The following is a 14,186-nucleotide window of genomic DNA, read 5'->3' on the forward strand; positions in this document are numbered from 1 at the left end:
GGCATGCCGGTCTCCTCAACGCCTGTAGCGGTCTATGTCGAGGAGACCCGTTGCCGCCGAGATTTATTCCCGGCGCGTACGCATCCGGCTGTTCACGGTCACGTGATCAGCCGTGCTTCTGGTTCGTTGGTCCGCTTGGCGCTCAATCCGGCCAGCGCAAGGCGCCCGAAGAATCCTTGCGCGCGATCTTCATGGCGTCGGCGGGCCGGTCCTTCGCGGTCAACAGGGCACGCAGCCGTTCGGCGACGATCTCCGCCTCTCCGGGATGAAGATTACAGGGGTCGAGGAAGAAATGGCCGCGTTCGACCTCGTGGTTGCGCACGATGATGGGCGGCGATCCCGCAGCAAGCGCCGAGGCAAGGCCGGCGGCGGTGAAACCGCTTTCCGGCCGCACGAAGACCTGCAGGCGATCGAGCGGGTTGGCGGTCGGGTCGGGAATGATCTCCGCGCCGATGCCCGGGATACCTTGCAGAGCAGCCTTCCAAAGGTTGAGGGCGGCCTCTTCGCGCCGGCGGATGCCGGCGTGGTCGCGCTTCTCCCAGGCCTCGAGCGCGGCCATGGTGCCGGCGATGCTTTCCTTGCCGACCTTCATGGCGCGGGCGACGCCGCGGTTCTGCAGATAGGCTGATCGCACCAGATCCTTGCGTCCGGTGACGATGCCGCTGGTCGGGCCGCTCAGGAATTTGTGGCCGCTGTAGATGACGATGTCGGCGCCGCGCGCCAGGAAGCCGCGCAGGTCATATTCGGAAGCCGCGTCGACGATCACCGGCACCCCCTTGGCGTGGCAGATTTCGCAGAATTCCTCCAGCGACAGCATGCCGTACTGCACGGTGTGATGCGCGACGACATAGAGGCCTGCCGCCGTGCGGTCGTTGATCGCGTCCCGGACATGATAATCCTGCGTCACGCTGACCGTGCCGGCAGGCACGACCTTGGCGCCGGCCACCCGGACCGACTGGTCGATCGGCGCCCCATAATTGACGATGTGGCCGAGCTGGACGATGACTTCGGACTTCAGGCCTTCCGTGACGTCAGGCAGGCGTTCAATGGCGAGCAGGTTGGTTCCCGTCATCGCGCCGGCGATCGCCATGGTGATGCCGCTGGCGCAGCAGGCGGTGATGAAGCCGGCCTCGCCGCCGGTGAGGCGCGCGACGACGGCGCTTGCGGCGCGCTGCAGATCATCCATCTCCACCCATTGCGATGCCATTTCAGACATGGCGCTGATCGCTTCAGGTACGATGATCGATGCGCCGAGCGCCGTCATCGTGCCGGAGACGTTGATGATCGGGCGAAGGCCGAGCCGTTCGCGGATCGTGGTGTTGGAGCCGGTGTCGGAATAGGTTTTCATCTCTGGATCCCATTTCTAGCAGGTCAGGCGGCGATCTCGACGACCGCTTCGATTTCGACGGTGATGTTTCCGGGCAAGGAGCCGACGCCGATCGCCGAGCGGGCATGCCCGCCGATCGTGGCGAAAACGTCGGCGAAAAGATCGGAGCAGCCATTCACCACTTTGGGGTGATCGCTGAAGGTCGGCGTGGCGTTGACGAAGCCGAGCAGCTTGACGACGCGCACGATGCGGCCGAGATCGCCGGCGGCAGCATGCATGACGGCAAGCAGGTTAAGGCCGGTGAGGCGGGCATGCTGATAAGCCTGCTCCACCGTCACGTCCTCGCCCACCTTCCCGGTGCAGAGCGTGCCGTCAGCTCGCAGCGGTCCCTGGCCGGACAGGAAGATCAGCCGGCCGCTCTCGGCATGGGTGACGAAGTTGGCGATGGGCGTCGGCGGCTCGGGCAATGTGAGGCCGAGTTCGGCGAGCCTGGTGTAAGGCGTCATGGAAGAAGGCTCCTTGGGATGGCGTCGACCATCCGATGTCAGAAGTGCGAGGCGCGGAAGCGCGCCAGGAAATTGCGCAGACGCTCATTGTCGGCGTCTGCTGCGAGAATCTCCTTCGGCGGGCCGACCGCGCCGACGCCGCCATCGGCCATGAAGACGATGCGGCTCGAGGCGTCGCGGGCAAAGGCCATCTCATGCGTGACCATCACCATCGTCATGCCGTCCTCGGCGAGGCTGCGCACCACCTCAAGCACCTCGCCGACGAGTTCCGGATCGAGGGCGGAGGTTATCTCGTCTAGCAGCAGGATTTTCGGCCCCATGGCCACGGCGCGCGCAATGCCGACGCGCTGCTGCTGGCCGCCCGAGAGCTCCGCCGGCAGGCTGTCGGCCTTATGGGCAAGGCCGACGCGGCCGAGCCAGTGTTCGGCAATCGCGCGCGCCTCCGCGGTGCTCTTGCCGCGCACCTTGGTGAGGCCGAGCATGATGTTGCCGGCGGCGGTGAGATGCGGAAACAGGTTGAAACTCTGGAACACCATGCCGGTCTCGGCGCGCATCGCGGCAAGGTCGCGTTCACTGCGGCGCTGGCGGGCTCCGGTTTCTCGGAAGCCGACCTCCTTGCCGTCGATGCGGATGGACCCGCTGTCATAGCTCTCCAGGAAGTTGACGCAGCGCAGCAGCGTGGTCTTGCCGCTGCCCGAGGGCCCGATGACCGTCACCACCTCGCCGCGCGCCACGCGCAGGCTGACCGAGCGCAGGACCTGGACGGCGCCAAAGGATTTGGACACATCGCGGATATCGAGAAGGGCCGGGGCATCGTTCGAGCTTGTGGACATTGCTATTCCCGGATGAAGGAGAAGCGCCGCTCCAGCCGCCGGCTGGCAAGCGAAAGCGCATAGTTGACGGCGAAGTAGATGAGGGCGCCAAGGATGTAGAGCGGCATGGCCTCATAGGTGCGGCCGATGACCTGGTTGATGGCCTGCATGAGATCGGTGATGCCGAGCAGCGAGACCAGCGCGCTGCCCTTGACCGCGTCGGTGACGCCATTGATCCAGGGCGGCAGGAAACGCCTGAACGCTTGCGGAAAGATGACATGGGCCAGCCGCTGGCGAAAGGTCAGGCCGATCGCCATTGCGGCCTCCGATTGTCCCTTCGGGATGGAGCCGACGGCGCCCCGCAGGTATTCGACGACCTGGGCTGTCTTGAACAAGGTCAGCGCCAGCACGGCAGCCCAGAAGGACGGCAGGTGAAGCCCGACGGCCGGCATTCCGTAATAGACGAAGAAGATGAGCACCAGTATCGGTATGCCGCGGATCGTGTCGCTGAAGATGCGCACCGCCCAGCGCGCCGGCGCCGGGCCATAGACCAGTCCGACGCCAAGGAGGACGCCGGCGACGAGCGAAAACGTCACAACCAGCAGCGACACCCAAAGCGTCAGCGCGAAACCCTGAGCCAGGAAAGGCAAGGCGTAGGCGATCTGGCCAAGCATGCTAGTGCACCACCTTGAACCAGCGTTCGACGAGCCGGAGCGCGTAAAGCAGGGCGTAGCCGGTCAGCAGATACATCGCCGTCACGACGAGATAGACCTCGACGATGCGGAAGGTGTTGAAGTTGATCCATTGCGCGCCGAAGGTCAGCTCGGGCACCGAGATGACCGAGGCGACGGAGGTGTCCTTGAACAGCGATATGAAGGTGTTGGAAAGTGCCGGCAGCGTGATGCGCAGCATGGTCGGCAGGCGCACATGCAGCAGCCTTTGCCAGGGCGTCAGGCCGATCGCCTTGCCGGCGTCGAGCTGGCCGCGCGGCACCGCTTCGAGACCGGAGCGGAACACCTCGACCAGATAAGCGCCGCTGTAGAGCGCCAGCGTGGCGACGAACGAGGTTTGCGCGCTGTAGGCGATGTCGACCACGGTCGGCAGACCGTAGAAGACGAGATAGACGAGCAAGATCAGCGGCACGTTGCGGATGAATTCGACATAGGCGGCGATGATGCCGCGCACCATGCGTCCGGCCGACACGTACCAGACCGCCAGGACCAGGCCGATGACGATGCCAATGGCGATCGAGATGACGGCGAGTTCGAGGCTGAGCAGCAGGCCGCCCCACAGCTTGTCGAAATGCCGCCAGATCAGGTTGAAATTAAGCGCATAACCCATGCGTCGGCCTCAGTGCTCCCGATGTGACGCAAAGCTGGCCGCGTCGCCAGGAAAAAGGGCGGAAGGGCGCCGGGGCGCCTATCCGCCGATGACGTCAGATAACCGGGAAGCCGGGATGGCGCGCCGGCGGCTCCTGCCCGAAATAGTCCTTGAACGCCGCGTCGTAGAGCGCCGTTTCATGGCCGAACATGGCGATGGTGAAGGTCTGGTTGACGAAGGTCAGCCAGTCGAGATCGCCTTGCCGGAGCGCTGCGCCATAAAGCATCGAGTACCAGCTCTTGCCGGCATCGAAGTATTTGTCAGGATTGCGCGAGGCGAGCCAGCGCACGGTGGAGAGGTCGACGGCCGCGGCATCGGCACGCTTGGATTCCAGTGCCTGCAGCACGTTGGCCTGTGTATCGATCTGCATCACTTGCGCCTCCGGCAAGGCAAAATGCACCGAAGATTCGGCGTCGACATTCTGCAGGATGGAAACGCGCGTCGCAGAGCCTGCGGCAAGCAGCTTGTCGAAGGTCTTGTTCTCGGCGCCGGGCAAAGTCAGCAAGGCGACGCCCTCGACGTAGTAAGGCCTGGAGAAGTTGATCAGCTGCGAGCGCTGCGCGGTCATGGTCATGAACTGGATGGTGATGTCGACTTTGTTCGTCGTCACGTTCGGAATGCGCTGCGCCGGGTCCTGCATGACGAACTCGACCTTGGCCGGGTCATCGAACAACCCCTTTGCGAGAATGCGCCCCATGGTGATGTCCATGCCGACGAGTTCGCCGGCATCGTTCTCGAAATGCCAGGGCGCATTGGTGCTTCCGGTGCCGACAATCAGCTTGCCGCGCTCCAGCACGGTGCGCAGCAGGCTATCGGGCGCAGCCTGCGCCGCAGCCTTCTGCACGTCGACCGTTGCCGCCGCGCTCATGACGCCGGCCGTTGCCAGTCCGGCCATGCCCAGTTTCAGAAAATCACGCCTTTTGGATGTGTCGTTCACAGCGACCTCCTTTCGTGTTGTGTTCCCCTACGCACAGGCAATACACGCGCCGAATCATTCAGAATTGTCTCTTACAAGGGACGTGTGTATCCTGTACAAGACAGATACTAACATCAGGAATCGACAATGCAAGATGGCAGCGCCTTGGCGGTCTCAGCGGACGCAAAGATTTCGGCCTCTCGGGAGAAGGGCCTCAACCGGGTGCTCGAGATTCTGGAGTTCCTTCATTCGACACAGCGCGCCATCGGCATCGGCGACCTGGCCAAGGGGGTCAACGCGCCGCGTTCGACCACCTACACGCTGGTGCGATCGCTGGTCGATGCCGGCCTCCTGGAAATGGCCGGCGACGGCAACCGCGTCTATTTCGGCAAGAAGCTCTATCTCTATGGAATGGATTATGTGCGCGGCAACGACCTCTTGAGGCGAGGACGCCAGGAGGTCGACAACCTGTCGCGCGAGACCGGCGAGACGTCCGAACTGTGCATGCTGCAGAGCGGCCGCTATACGATCGTCCACTCGAGCCCGGGCACCCGGCCGTTCCGCATCAGCTCCGCCACCGGATTGCAGATCCCGCTGCCCTGGACCGCCTCAGGCAGGCTCCTGCTCGCCGGTCTCGAACAGGCCCGGATCGAGGCGATGATATCGGAAGACGATCTCATCCTGCCCGATGGCCGCAGATTGCGGCTGGACGATTTCATCGCCGACATAGCGACGGCGCGCGCCACCGGCTATTGTATCACTTCGGGGCTCGTCGACGCCTATACGAAATGCCTCGCCGCGCCGGTGTTTTCAGCGCCCGGCACGGTCGAGGCGACGATGTGTCTGGTGGTGCCCATCGACACGTCGCAGGAGAAGACAGGCGAACTCCTGGCCCTGCTGCGCGAACGCGCGGCGAGGCTTTCGATCGCGGCCTGGACCTGAAGTCAGGCGATGATGTCCGGGATGATCTTGTCTTCCAGCTTCATCAGCCGATCCTTCAGCGCAAGCTTCTTCTTCTTCATGCGCTGGATCTGCAGCGGGTCGCAGTTCATGGCGATCATCGCATTGATCGCAGCGTCGAAATCGGCGTGTTCCTGCTTCAGCCGGGAAAATTCGAGGCGAATATCGGCCTGTTCCTGATCGGACATTCTCTACCGTCTGCACGTCTGCGGCGCCCAAAACTGGGCCTGATTGGGCGGGGGTGGCTCGTTTTGCCACCGGCGCGCAGCCCATATCACATTTCACAGTGCCGTGGAATGCTACCACGGATCATTCGACATCGCTGCGCGAAGGTGGCACACTGTCATTGTGCCGTCACAGAGCGAGCCTGCGGTGGACGCGCCTTTGGCGGCTGCAATCGAGGAAACCATGAAAGGGAGAACCAATCATGTCTCTTGCATCCCATCTTGATGAGTTGCAGCGGAAACACGGCGACATCGAACGCGAGCTCGATGATGCGATGAATCACCCGTCGGTGGACGACCTCGAAATCGTGAATCTCAAGCGACGCAAGCTGGCAATCAAGGACGAGATTGAAAAACTGAGGGCCAAACCCACGACGCATTGATGCCCCACTGACATAAACGCTCACCATCCGGGTCTTTCCTGCCGGCGGCAATTGCCGCCGGACTGGTGGTTTTGATTCCGTTTCAGGTCGGCCATCACAGATATCCGTACCAGGCCGAGGTCTTCGGACTTCGGAATCCGAGGACGAGCAGGAGCGAAGCGCTTCGCGGGAACCCTTGAATCTATACGGGAACTCTTGACCGAAGAGTGCAGCGGAGCAGAATTCTGTCTTGCCGTGGCGCTCTGAGGTCAGGGCTTGGATTCTGGGTCTGTGCTGCGTCGCTCTTCTCCTTGCTCCTCCCCGGAACTCATTCCCGGAATTGTGAGGCGATTGGGGGCCCGCCAATCGCCAGGTAGCCGATTGGCCAACGCAAGCGACCGGCAAAAATCGGGTGCCAAGGAACTGGCGGCGGGATGATTGCGGCCAGTGGCGACCTGTCGCCATTGACAAGCCATCTTTGCTCCTCCACCTCATGCCGGGACTTCAGCGCATCGGCCCGGAGCGCGCTTTTGTGCGTCCAAGTGGACGCGCGGCGCCCCAGAGATTAAAGGCTGCCGGCATGACCGGATATTATTCCTTCCCCTTCCCGCGCCGCACCTCGGTTGGCGTCGATGTGGGCGGCGTGGTGGTTGGCGGCGGTGCTCCCGTCGTCGTGCAGTCGATGACCAATACGGATACCGCCGATGTCGACCAGACGGTCGCCCAGGTCGCGGCCTTGCATCGCGCCGGCTCCGAGATCGTGCGCATTACCGTCGACCGCGATGAAAGCGCCGCCGCGGTGCCGCGCATCCGGGAGCGGCTGGCGCGGCTCGGTATCAACGTGCCGATTGTCGGCGACTTCCACTATATTGGCCACAAGCTCCTGGCCGATCATCCGGCCTGCGCCGAGGCGCTGGCCAAATACCGCATCAATCCCGGCAATGTCGGTTTCAAGGACAAGAAGGACCGGCAGTTCGCGGCAATCGTCGAAATGGCGATCAAGCATGACAAGCCGGTGCGCATCGGCGTCAACTGGGGCTCGCTCGACCAGGAACTCCTGACCCGGCTGATGGACGACAACCAGGCCCGCGGCTTTCCGTTGACCGCACAGCAAGTGACGCGCGAGGCGATCGTGCAGTCGGCGATCCTCTCGGCCGAGATGGCCGAGGAGATCGGCCTTGGCCGCGATAAGATCATCCTCTCGGCGAAGGTCAGCGGCGTGCAGGACCTGATCGCCGTCTACACCGAGCTCGCCAGCCGTTCCGACCATGCGCTGCATCTCGGCCTCACCGAGGCCGGCATGGGCTCGAAAGGCATCGTCGCCTCATCCGCCGCCATGGGCATCCTGTTGCAGCAAGGCATCGGCGACACCATCCGCATATCGCTGACGCCGGAGCCGAACGGCGATCGCACACGGGAGGTGCAGGTATCGCAGGAATTGTTGCAGACCATGGGCTTCAGGCAATTCGTGCCGATCGTCGCCGCTTGCCCCGGCTGCGGCCGCACAACCTCGACCGTGTTCCAGGAACTGGCGCAGAACATCCAGGCTGATCTTAGAAAGAACATGCCGGCGTGGCGTGAGAAATACCCAGGGGTCGAGAACCTCAAGGTCGCGGTCATGGGCTGCATCGTCAACGGCCCGGGCGAGTCCAAACATGCCGATATCGGCATTTCGCTGCCCGGCACCGGCGAGACGCCGACGGCGCCCGTCTTCGTCGACGGCAAGAAGGCGGCGACGCTGCGCGGACCGTCGATCGCGCAGGATTTCGAAAAGATGGTCACCGACTATATCGAACAACGATTTGGTCGCGGCAAGGCCGCGGCAGAGTAGGTCGAATGCTGCGCTTCCTCCCGGTGGCGCTGATCCTGCTGTGCGGGTGGCCGACCCTGGTCCAGGCCGATCCGCCGCAATCGGCCAAGCAGCGGCTGATCGACAAGGTCTGCAATCTGATCCAGGCCCATGCCGACCAGAACGGCCTGCCCAGGGATTTCTTCGCCCGGTTGATCTGGAAGGAAAGTCGGTTCGATCCCAACGCCGTCAGTCCAGTCGGCGCCGAAGGAATCGCCCAGTTCATGCCGGGGACCGCCAGGATGCGCGGGCTCGCCAATTCCTTCGACATCAACCAGGCGATCCCGGCCTCGGCGAAATACCTCGCCGAGATGAAGACCAGCTATGGCAATCTCGGCCTGGCGGCCGCCGCCTACAATGCCGGCGAAAACCGGGTCTCGCGCTGGCTGGGCTCGGGCGGCTTCCTGCCGATGGAAACCGAAAGCTATGTCTTCGACATCATGGGCGAGCCGGTCGATAAGTTCGCCGACCGCGCCTATGCCGGAAGCGTACGACCGCTCGACGCGAAATCCGATTTCGTCGCGGCCTGCCGCAAGCTCCCGGTGATCATGTCGCGGACGGTGGCGATGGCTTCCATCAACATAAAGCCGTGGGGAGTCCAGGTGGCCGGCAATTTCCGCCGCAGCGCCGCGATCAACCAGTGGCTCAGGGTGAGAGGCCGCTTCCCGGCCCTGCTAGCCGGGCATGATCCGGTGGTCAGCCGGGTGCGGACGCCGATCGGCCGACGCGGCATCTACGCGGTCAGGATCGGGGTCGACGACCGTGCCGCCGCCGGCGCCATCTGCCAGAAACTGCAAAGCGTCGGCGGGGCCTGCGTGGTGGTGCGCAACCGGTAGAGCCGCATTGAACGAGCTCGGTAACGCTTTGTTCGCCTGAATGCGTCTGTCGCATCCATCACAAATTTACGCCGTCTTCGCCACCACCGTTTCGCTGAGCCAGGTGCCGATCTTGGCGCCGAGGCGGTCGGGTGAAACCGGCTTCGGCAGATAATCGTCCATGCCGGCTTCGATGCACTTGTCGCGGTCGCCCTTCAGCGCATGCGCGGTGACGCCGATGATCGGGATGTGGCTGCCATCCGAAGCCTCCGTCGCCCGGATGGCGCGGGTCGCCTCGTAGCCGTTCATTTCCGGCATGGAGACGTCCATCAGGATGAGCCTCGGGCGCAGCGAGCGGTACATCTCGACCGCCGTGCGGCCGTTGCCGGCTATGCGATAGCTCAAGCCCAACCCGTTGAGGATTTGGCCGAACACCAGCTGGTTCACTTCATTGTCCTCGGCGATGAGGATGTCGATCGGACCGTTCGGCGCGACCGTCGGCTCCGGCACGGGGACGGCCGGCATTGCCGGGCCGCGGATGACGGTAAAGGCGGGCGGCGCCGCCTGCGGCAGCGCCGGTGCCGGTTCGCGAACGAACTGCGCCCTGCCGAGCTGCGAGCGGGCTTTCTGGACGACCGAGATGACGGTGCCGAGCAGGACCGCGGAGCGTGCCGGCTTGGTCAGGTGCGCGGCAATGCCGAAATCGATGATCATCTTGCCGAAATCGACCTGATCGACCGAGGTCAAGAGCACGACCGGTACGGCCGACAGCCGGCTGTCGGCGGCAATGGCTTTCGCGACATCGGCGCCGTTCATACCGGGCATCTGGTAGTCGAGGATAATGCAATCGACGGCGGCTCCCAGCTGGCAGGCGCGGTCGAGGAAAGCCAGGCCGACCGCACCGCTTTCGGCGGCGGCGCAGTCGAAGCTCCAGCTCCGGAGCTGTTCGAGCAGGATCTCGCGGTTGACCGGATTGTCATCGATGACCAGAACGCGCGCGCCGGTGACGTCGACCGGCACGATCTCGTCGCGAGCCTCGGCATGATGCACGGGCAGGGGCACCGCGAACCAGAATACGGAGCCGCGGCCGATCTCGCTCTCGACGCCGATCTTGCCGGCCATCAGGTCGACGAGGCGGGCGGCGATGGCGAGACCGAGGCCGGTGCCCTCGTGACGGCGGGTCGAGGAGCCGTCGACCTGGGCGAATTTTTCGAACACGTTCTGCAACTTCTCGGCCGGGATGCCGATGCCGGTGTCCTCGACGCGCAGCTTGAGCTGGACGACATCATTGACGGTTTCGCCGCCGACGTCGATCAGCACATGGCCCTTCTCGGTGAACTTCACCGCGTTGCCGAGCAGGTTGGTGACGATCTGGCGGAAACGCCCGGCGTCGCCGACGACGTAGGCCGGCAGGCGCGGGTCGACACGCACGATCAGTTCGAGGTTCTTTTCGGCGACGTGGGCGGAGACGAGCGTGGCCACATCCTCGACCGCCTCGGCAAGGCGGAACGGCGCCGGGTCGAGCGTGAGCTGGCCGGCATTGATCTTGGAGAAATCGAGGATGTCGTTGATGATGGTGAGCAGCGCGTTGCCGGATTTGACGATGACGTCGGTGAAGGTCTTCTGGCGCGCGGTCAGCTCGGTCTTGGCCAGCAACTCGGCCATGCCGAGCACGCCGTTCATCGGCGTGCGGATCTCATGGCTCATATTGGCGAGGAATTCCGATTTGGCGCGGTCGGCGGCCTCGGCCTTGAACAGCGACTCGGCGGATTCGGCGAAGGCGCGGCGGATGGCCTGCTCCATCGGCCGGAAGATCCAGAAAGCGGCGATGGAGAGCACCGCGAACAGCAATCCGCTCGCCCACAGCAGCAGCCGGTCACTGGAGGCGTCGGCCAAATGGCGCTCGTCGTCCATGGCGGTGCGGACGCGGACCAGCATCGGCTGGGCAAACAGGTCGTTCTGGTTGCGGATTTCGCGATAGCTCCACTCGTCGACCTTCTGCGCCACCGACATGAGGTTGAAGTTTCGAACCATGTCGCGCGGCGACCAGAACAGGTCGCCATTGACCGAAGCGGATTCGAGCTCGTTGATGGTCTTTGTCGACAGGCGTGGACGCAATGCGGCGATCTGGGCCGCAAGCGTCCCAATCTCGCGGGAGAGGCGTTCCGAATGGCCGCGCGCCGATGCGGTCAGCGCATCGCGCGTCTCCGCGCGCCAGGCGGTTCCCGTCGTTTCGGCGAAGCTGGTCGCGTTGCGCAGGTCGCGGGTGAATATGACAAGGTTGCTGCTCAGGGCATCGATCTGGTGGCGGAAGGAATTGACGCGATCAAGTGCAACCATGATCGCGAGCGAAGCCAACGCGAAGATCAGCAATCCTGAGAGATAACGGGTCCGGATGGACCGTATGAAGGAAGAATATTCCGGCATGCGCAACCCCAACACATACGCATTATTTTAACGGTCGGGATTACGCTTGATTTACATTAAGATTTCGTTCTGGCGACCGAGAATCTCGGATTCCCGCAGAGCCTCCCATGTATCCCGCCGGCTGCGCCGAGATGAAGGGCCGCGGCACTTCAAGGAACGGTCAACCTTCGGATATTCCTTCAATCCGCGGACCGTTTGTGATGCCGGGATTCCTGGTTCGAGCCGCGAAGCATTTCGCGGTCGTCGGCATCGACCAGATCGACGTCGCCGCCCCTGAGCGCCTGGCCCTGCTGGCGAGCCGTTCTCTCCTGCTTCGACCGCTTCAGTTCGTCCTCGGCATTGAAATTCTTGTCCGCATTCTTGGTGTTCACCCGCTCCTCGATGATTTGCATCTGCTGTTCGTGGGTCTTCTTGCCGGTCATGGGATATCTCCCTCTATTTGTTCGTCCGGCCGGTCTGGTCGGGGTTCACACCGCCTTGTGGGGTGGTGTCGTTCTCGACATCGCCCCGAAAAGTATTTTCGCCATCGAGCTCCTCGTCGTCGTCAAGGATGTCGCCACCCTTGATGGTGCCTTTGGATGCGCCGATGCCGGGGTCGTTGCGCAAGTCGCGATCGCTTGGCCTCGGCTGTTTGCGATGCTTGTTGTCGTTCATGGGATGCCTCCTGCTTCTGGTCCCGAACGTCGCGACGGGTGCAATTGTTCCCGAAACGCAAGTCCCCAAACGCTCTGGCGGGGAGTGAGGCCACCGCAGCCGTGTATCTCCGAACAGCGGAATGCTGCCACGAGTGACGTCAGTTCCGCGTCAACCGATTATCGATCGGGCAGCATTTGGCGCGCCGGCCTGTTCGGCGCGGCGGATCAGATCGACGCTGTGATGCCGCCGTCCACATAGAGAATATGGCCGTTTACGAAAGAGGAAGCGTCGCTGGCCAAGAAGACGCAGGCGCCGACCAGTTCCTCGACCTTTCCCCAGCGTCCGGCCGGGGTGCGCTTTTCCAGCCAGGTGCTGAACGCAGGGTCGGCGACAAGGGCAGCGTTGAGCGGCGTATCGAAATAACCGGGTGCAACGGCATTGCATTGCAGGCCGTGTTTGGCCCAATCCGTCGCCATGCCCTTGGTCAGGTTGCCGACCGCGCCTTTCGTTGCCGTGTAGGGCGCGATGCCCGGACGGGCGAGCGCGGTCTGCACGCTGGCGATGTTGATGATCTTGCCACGGCCGCGGCCGATCATATGGCGCGCCACGGCCTGGCCGACATGGAAGACGCTGGCGACATTGGTCTGCAGCAGGCGCTCGAATGCATCGGCGGGAAACTCCTCGAGCGGCGCGCGGAACTGCATGCCGGCATTGTTCACCAAAATGTCGATTGGTCCGCCGCCCAATTCGAAACCGTCGATCGCCGAGCGGACCGCTTCATGATCGGTAGCATCGAAGGCCAGCTTTTCCGCTCCGGGGATCTGCCTGATCGCCGCGGCGAGCCTTGCCTCATCACGGCCGTTGAGGATCACTCTGGCGCCGGCTTCGGCCAAACCCTTGGCCAAGGCGAAGCCTATGCCTTGCGAGGAGCCGGTTACGAGCGCGGTGCGCCCGCTGAGATCGAACAATTTGGTCGACATCGAACCTGATCCTCCCGATTGGCTCGTCAAACAGAAACCTTCACGCCAAGCCTCGGGGTCTGCCCCGATCTCAATTGTTGCGCCTCGCCACGAAGGTCGCGGCTGCCTTCAGCAGGCCGGCCTGCTCACCATAGGGTTCGAGCAGCGCATGCGCCTGATGGACAAGGCCATGCAACTGGGCGCGTGCCCATGCCTCCCCGTGCAGCGCCACCAGCGTTGCCTTGCCGGCGGCGGCGTCCTTGCCCGTTGCCTTGCCCATCTGTGCGGCATCCGCGGTCAAATCGAGAAGATCGTCGGCAAGCTGGAAGGCAAGCCCGATCGCCGAGCCGAACTCGGCCAGTCTTTCGCGATCCTCGGCAGGCACGCCGGCGACGACCGCGCCCGCCTCGCAGGCAAAGCGGATCAGCGCACCGGTCTTCATCGCCTGCAGCCGGATGATCCCGGCCTCGTCCGGCGCGATGCGCTCGGCCTCGAGGTCCAGCGTCTGGCCGCCGACCATGCCGCCGGTCCCGGCGGCGCGGGCGAGCGCCAGCACAAGGGCGGCCCGCCGCTCCGCCGGCAGCGCCGTTGTCTCGTCGGCGACGATGTCGAAGGCAAGCGTCAGCAGGGCGTCGCCGGCCAGGATGGCGGTCGCCTCGTCGAAGGCCCTGTGCACGGTAGGCTGGCCGCGGCGCAGATCGTCGTCGTCCATCGCCGGCAGGTCGTCATGGATCAGCGAATAGCAGTGTACGCATTCCAGTGCGGCCGCCACGCGCAGTGCCGCTTCGCCGTCGGCGGAAAACAGCGCCGCACTTTCCATCACCAGAAAGGGGCGCAGGCGCTTGCCGCCGTTGAGCACGCCGTGCCGCATCGCCGCCATAAGGCGCTTGGGCCGCGCGATCTCGCCCGTGAGCGCGCGGTCGTCGAGCAATCGCCGCAGCAACGTCTCGACGGCGGCGGCCCGCGCAACGAGCGCCGTTTCGAACGCCATTTCATTGTCATTCGTCATGGCC

16 protein-coding genes are annotated in these 14,186 nt (G+C 63.8%); 4 read left to right on the plus strand and 12 right to left on the minus strand.

Annotation, left to right across the window (positions count from 1 at the left end):
* Positions 1-142: 142 nt before the first annotated feature.
* The 6 genes from FJ964_RS13960 to FJ964_RS13985 form a co-directional block, all read right to left on the minus strand.
* Entirely contained in the window at positions 143-1,348 is a 1,206-nt protein-coding gene (locus tag FJ964_RS13960; RefSeq protein WP_140550899.1) for an aminotransferase class V-fold PLP-dependent enzyme, read from the minus strand.
* Positions 1,349-1,371: 23 nt separating this feature from the next.
* Positions 1,372-1,833 (minus strand): RidA family protein, encoded by a 462-nt coding sequence (locus FJ964_RS13965; protein WP_140550900.1) that lies wholly within the window; start codon positions 1,831-1,833, stop codon positions 1,372-1,374.
* Positions 1,834-1,871: 38 nt separating this feature from the next.
* Positions 1,872-2,666: an amino acid ABC transporter ATP-binding protein gene (locus FJ964_RS13970; RefSeq protein ID WP_140550901.1), complete on the minus strand. Its 795-nt coding sequence runs from the start codon at positions 2,664-2,666 to the stop codon at positions 1,872-1,874.
* Between the two features lie 2 nt (positions 2,667-2,668).
* The gene (locus tag FJ964_RS13975; protein ID WP_140550902.1) at positions 2,669-3,319 is read right to left on the minus strand and encodes an amino acid ABC transporter permease; all 651 of its coding nucleotides are present in this window, start codon (positions 3,317-3,319) and stop codon (positions 2,669-2,671) included.
* A gap of 1 nt (position 3,320) precedes the next feature.
* Complete coding sequence (locus FJ964_RS13980; RefSeq protein ID WP_140500485.1) at positions 3,321-3,986, minus strand: amino acid ABC transporter permease; 666 nt, start codon at positions 3,984-3,986, stop codon at positions 3,321-3,323.
* A 94-nt stretch (positions 3,987-4,080) separates the two neighbouring features.
* The gene (locus FJ964_RS13985; RefSeq protein WP_140550903.1) at positions 4,081-4,962 is read right to left on the minus strand and encodes a transporter substrate-binding domain-containing protein; all 882 of its coding nucleotides are present in this window, start codon (positions 4,960-4,962) and stop codon (positions 4,081-4,083) included.
* A gap of 126 nt (positions 4,963-5,088) precedes the next feature.
* On the opposite strand from FJ964_RS13985, the gene FJ964_RS13990 reads away from it, so the two are divergent.
* Positions 5,089-5,883, plus strand: coding sequence for an IclR family transcriptional regulator (locus FJ964_RS13990; protein ID WP_140550904.1), 795 nt, complete (start codon positions 5,089-5,091; stop codon positions 5,881-5,883).
* Between the two features lie 2 nt (positions 5,884-5,885).
* On the opposite strand, the gene FJ964_RS13995 is transcribed toward FJ964_RS13990, so the two are convergent.
* Positions 5,886-6,089 carry a YdcH family protein gene (locus tag FJ964_RS13995; protein WP_140550905.1) on the minus strand — a complete coding sequence of 68 codons (204 nt, stop codon included), beginning with the start codon at positions 6,087-6,089 and terminating at the stop codon, positions 5,886-5,888.
* A gap of 239 nt (positions 6,090-6,328) precedes the next feature.
* Between FJ964_RS13995 and FJ964_RS14000 the strand changes: the two genes are divergently transcribed.
* The 3 genes from FJ964_RS14000 (at position 6,329) to FJ964_RS14010 (ending at position 9,172) form a co-directional block, all read left to right on the plus strand.
* The gene (locus tag FJ964_RS14000) at positions 6,329-6,508 is read left to right on the plus strand and encodes a YdcH family protein (protein WP_097571999.1); all 180 of its coding nucleotides are present in this window, start codon (positions 6,329-6,331) and stop codon (positions 6,506-6,508) included.
* A 559-nt stretch (positions 6,509-7,067) separates the two neighbouring features.
* Positions 7,068-8,318 carry a flavodoxin-dependent (E)-4-hydroxy-3-methylbut-2-enyl-diphosphate synthase gene (gene ispG / locus FJ964_RS14005; protein ID WP_140550906.1) on the plus strand — a complete coding sequence of 417 codons (1,251 nt, stop codon included), beginning with the start codon at positions 7,068-7,070 and terminating at the stop codon, positions 8,316-8,318.
* A gap of 5 nt (positions 8,319-8,323) precedes the next feature.
* The gene (locus tag FJ964_RS14010; protein ID WP_140550907.1) at positions 8,324-9,172 is read left to right on the plus strand and encodes a lytic transglycosylase domain-containing protein; all 849 of its coding nucleotides are present in this window, start codon (positions 8,324-8,326) and stop codon (positions 9,170-9,172) included.
* A gap of 66 nt (positions 9,173-9,238) precedes the next feature.
* Here the strand turns inward: FJ964_RS14010 and FJ964_RS14015 are convergent, their stop codons facing one another.
* From FJ964_RS14015 to FJ964_RS14035, 5 genes are all read right to left on the minus strand, one after another.
* Positions 9,239-11,578, minus strand: a complete 2,340-nt coding sequence (locus tag FJ964_RS14015) for a response regulator (protein ID WP_140550908.1) — start codon at positions 11,576-11,578, stop codon at positions 9,239-9,241.
* 179 nt (positions 11,579-11,757) lie between these two features.
* Positions 11,758-12,000 (minus strand): hypothetical protein, encoded by a 243-nt coding sequence (locus FJ964_RS14020; protein ID WP_140550909.1) that lies wholly within the window; start codon positions 11,998-12,000, stop codon positions 11,758-11,760.
* A 13-nt stretch (positions 12,001-12,013) separates the two neighbouring features.
* Positions 12,014-12,232: a hypothetical protein gene (locus FJ964_RS14025; RefSeq protein WP_140517598.1), complete on the minus strand. Its 219-nt coding sequence runs from the start codon at positions 12,230-12,232 to the stop codon at positions 12,014-12,016.
* Positions 12,233-12,438: 206 nt separating this feature from the next.
* Entirely contained in the window at positions 12,439-13,194 is a 756-nt protein-coding gene (locus FJ964_RS14030; protein ID WP_140550910.1) for an SDR family oxidoreductase, read from the minus strand.
* A gap of 70 nt (positions 13,195-13,264) precedes the next feature.
* Positions 13,265-14,182 (minus strand): polyprenyl synthetase family protein, encoded by a 918-nt coding sequence (locus tag FJ964_RS14035; protein WP_140550911.1) that lies wholly within the window; start codon positions 14,180-14,182, stop codon positions 13,265-13,267.
* Positions 14,183-14,186: the final 4 nt, after the last annotated feature.

Origin of the sequence: Mesorhizobium sp. B2-3-2 (assembly GCF_006442295.1) — a bacterium.
Taxonomy (GTDB): Bacteria; Pseudomonadota; Alphaproteobacteria; order Rhizobiales; family Rhizobiaceae; genus Mesorhizobium.

Excerpts from the sequence above, each read along its gene's own strand:
- FJ964_RS14015 (WP_140550908.1), bottom strand. The coding sequence starts at position 11,578 with ATGCCGGAATATTCTTCCTTCATACGGTCCATCCGGACCCGTTATCTC.
- FJ964_RS13960 (WP_140550899.1), bottom strand. The coding sequence starts at position 1,348 with ATGAAAACCTATTCCGACACCGGCTCCAACACCACGATCCGCGAACGG.
- FJ964_RS14025 (WP_140517598.1), bottom strand. The coding sequence starts at position 12,232 with ATGAACGACAACAAGCATCGCAAACAGCCGAGGCCAAGCGATCGCGAC.
- FJ964_RS13995 (WP_140550905.1), bottom strand. The coding sequence starts at position 6,089 with ATGTCCGATCAGGAACAGGCCGATATTCGCCTCGAATTTTCCCGGCTG.
- FJ964_RS14020 (WP_140550909.1), bottom strand. The coding sequence starts at position 12,000 with ATGACCGGCAAGAAGACCCACGAACAGCAGATGCAAATCATCGAGGAG.
- FJ964_RS14035 (WP_140550911.1), bottom strand. The coding sequence starts at position 14,182 with ATGACGAATGACAATGAAATGGCGTTCGAAACGGCGCTCGTTGCGCGG.
- ispG (WP_140550906.1), top strand. The coding sequence starts at position 7,068 with ATGACCGGATATTATTCCTTCCCCTTCCCGCGCCGCACCTCGGTTGGC.
- FJ964_RS13980 (WP_140500485.1), bottom strand. The coding sequence starts at position 3,986 with ATGGGTTATGCGCTTAATTTCAACCTGATCTGGCGGCATTTCGACAAG.
- FJ964_RS14000 (WP_097571999.1), top strand. The coding sequence starts at position 6,329 with ATGTCTCTTGCATCCCATCTTGATGAGTTGCAGCGGAAACACGGCGAC.
- FJ964_RS13990 (WP_140550904.1), top strand. The coding sequence starts at position 5,089 with ATGCAAGATGGCAGCGCCTTGGCGGTCTCAGCGGACGCAAAGATTTCG.
- FJ964_RS13970 (WP_140550901.1), bottom strand. The coding sequence starts at position 2,666 with ATGTCCACAAGCTCGAACGATGCCCCGGCCCTTCTCGATATCCGCGAT.
- FJ964_RS14030 (WP_140550910.1), bottom strand. The coding sequence starts at position 13,194 with ATGTCGACCAAATTGTTCGATCTCAGCGGGCGCACCGCGCTCGTAACC.
- FJ964_RS13975 (WP_140550902.1), bottom strand. The coding sequence starts at position 3,319 with ATGCTTGGCCAGATCGCCTACGCCTTGCCTTTCCTGGCTCAGGGTTTC.
- FJ964_RS13965 (WP_140550900.1), bottom strand. The coding sequence starts at position 1,833 with ATGACGCCTTACACCAGGCTCGCCGAACTCGGCCTCACATTGCCCGAG.
- FJ964_RS14010 (WP_140550907.1), top strand. The coding sequence starts at position 8,324 with ATGCTGCGCTTCCTCCCGGTGGCGCTGATCCTGCTGTGCGGGTGGCCG.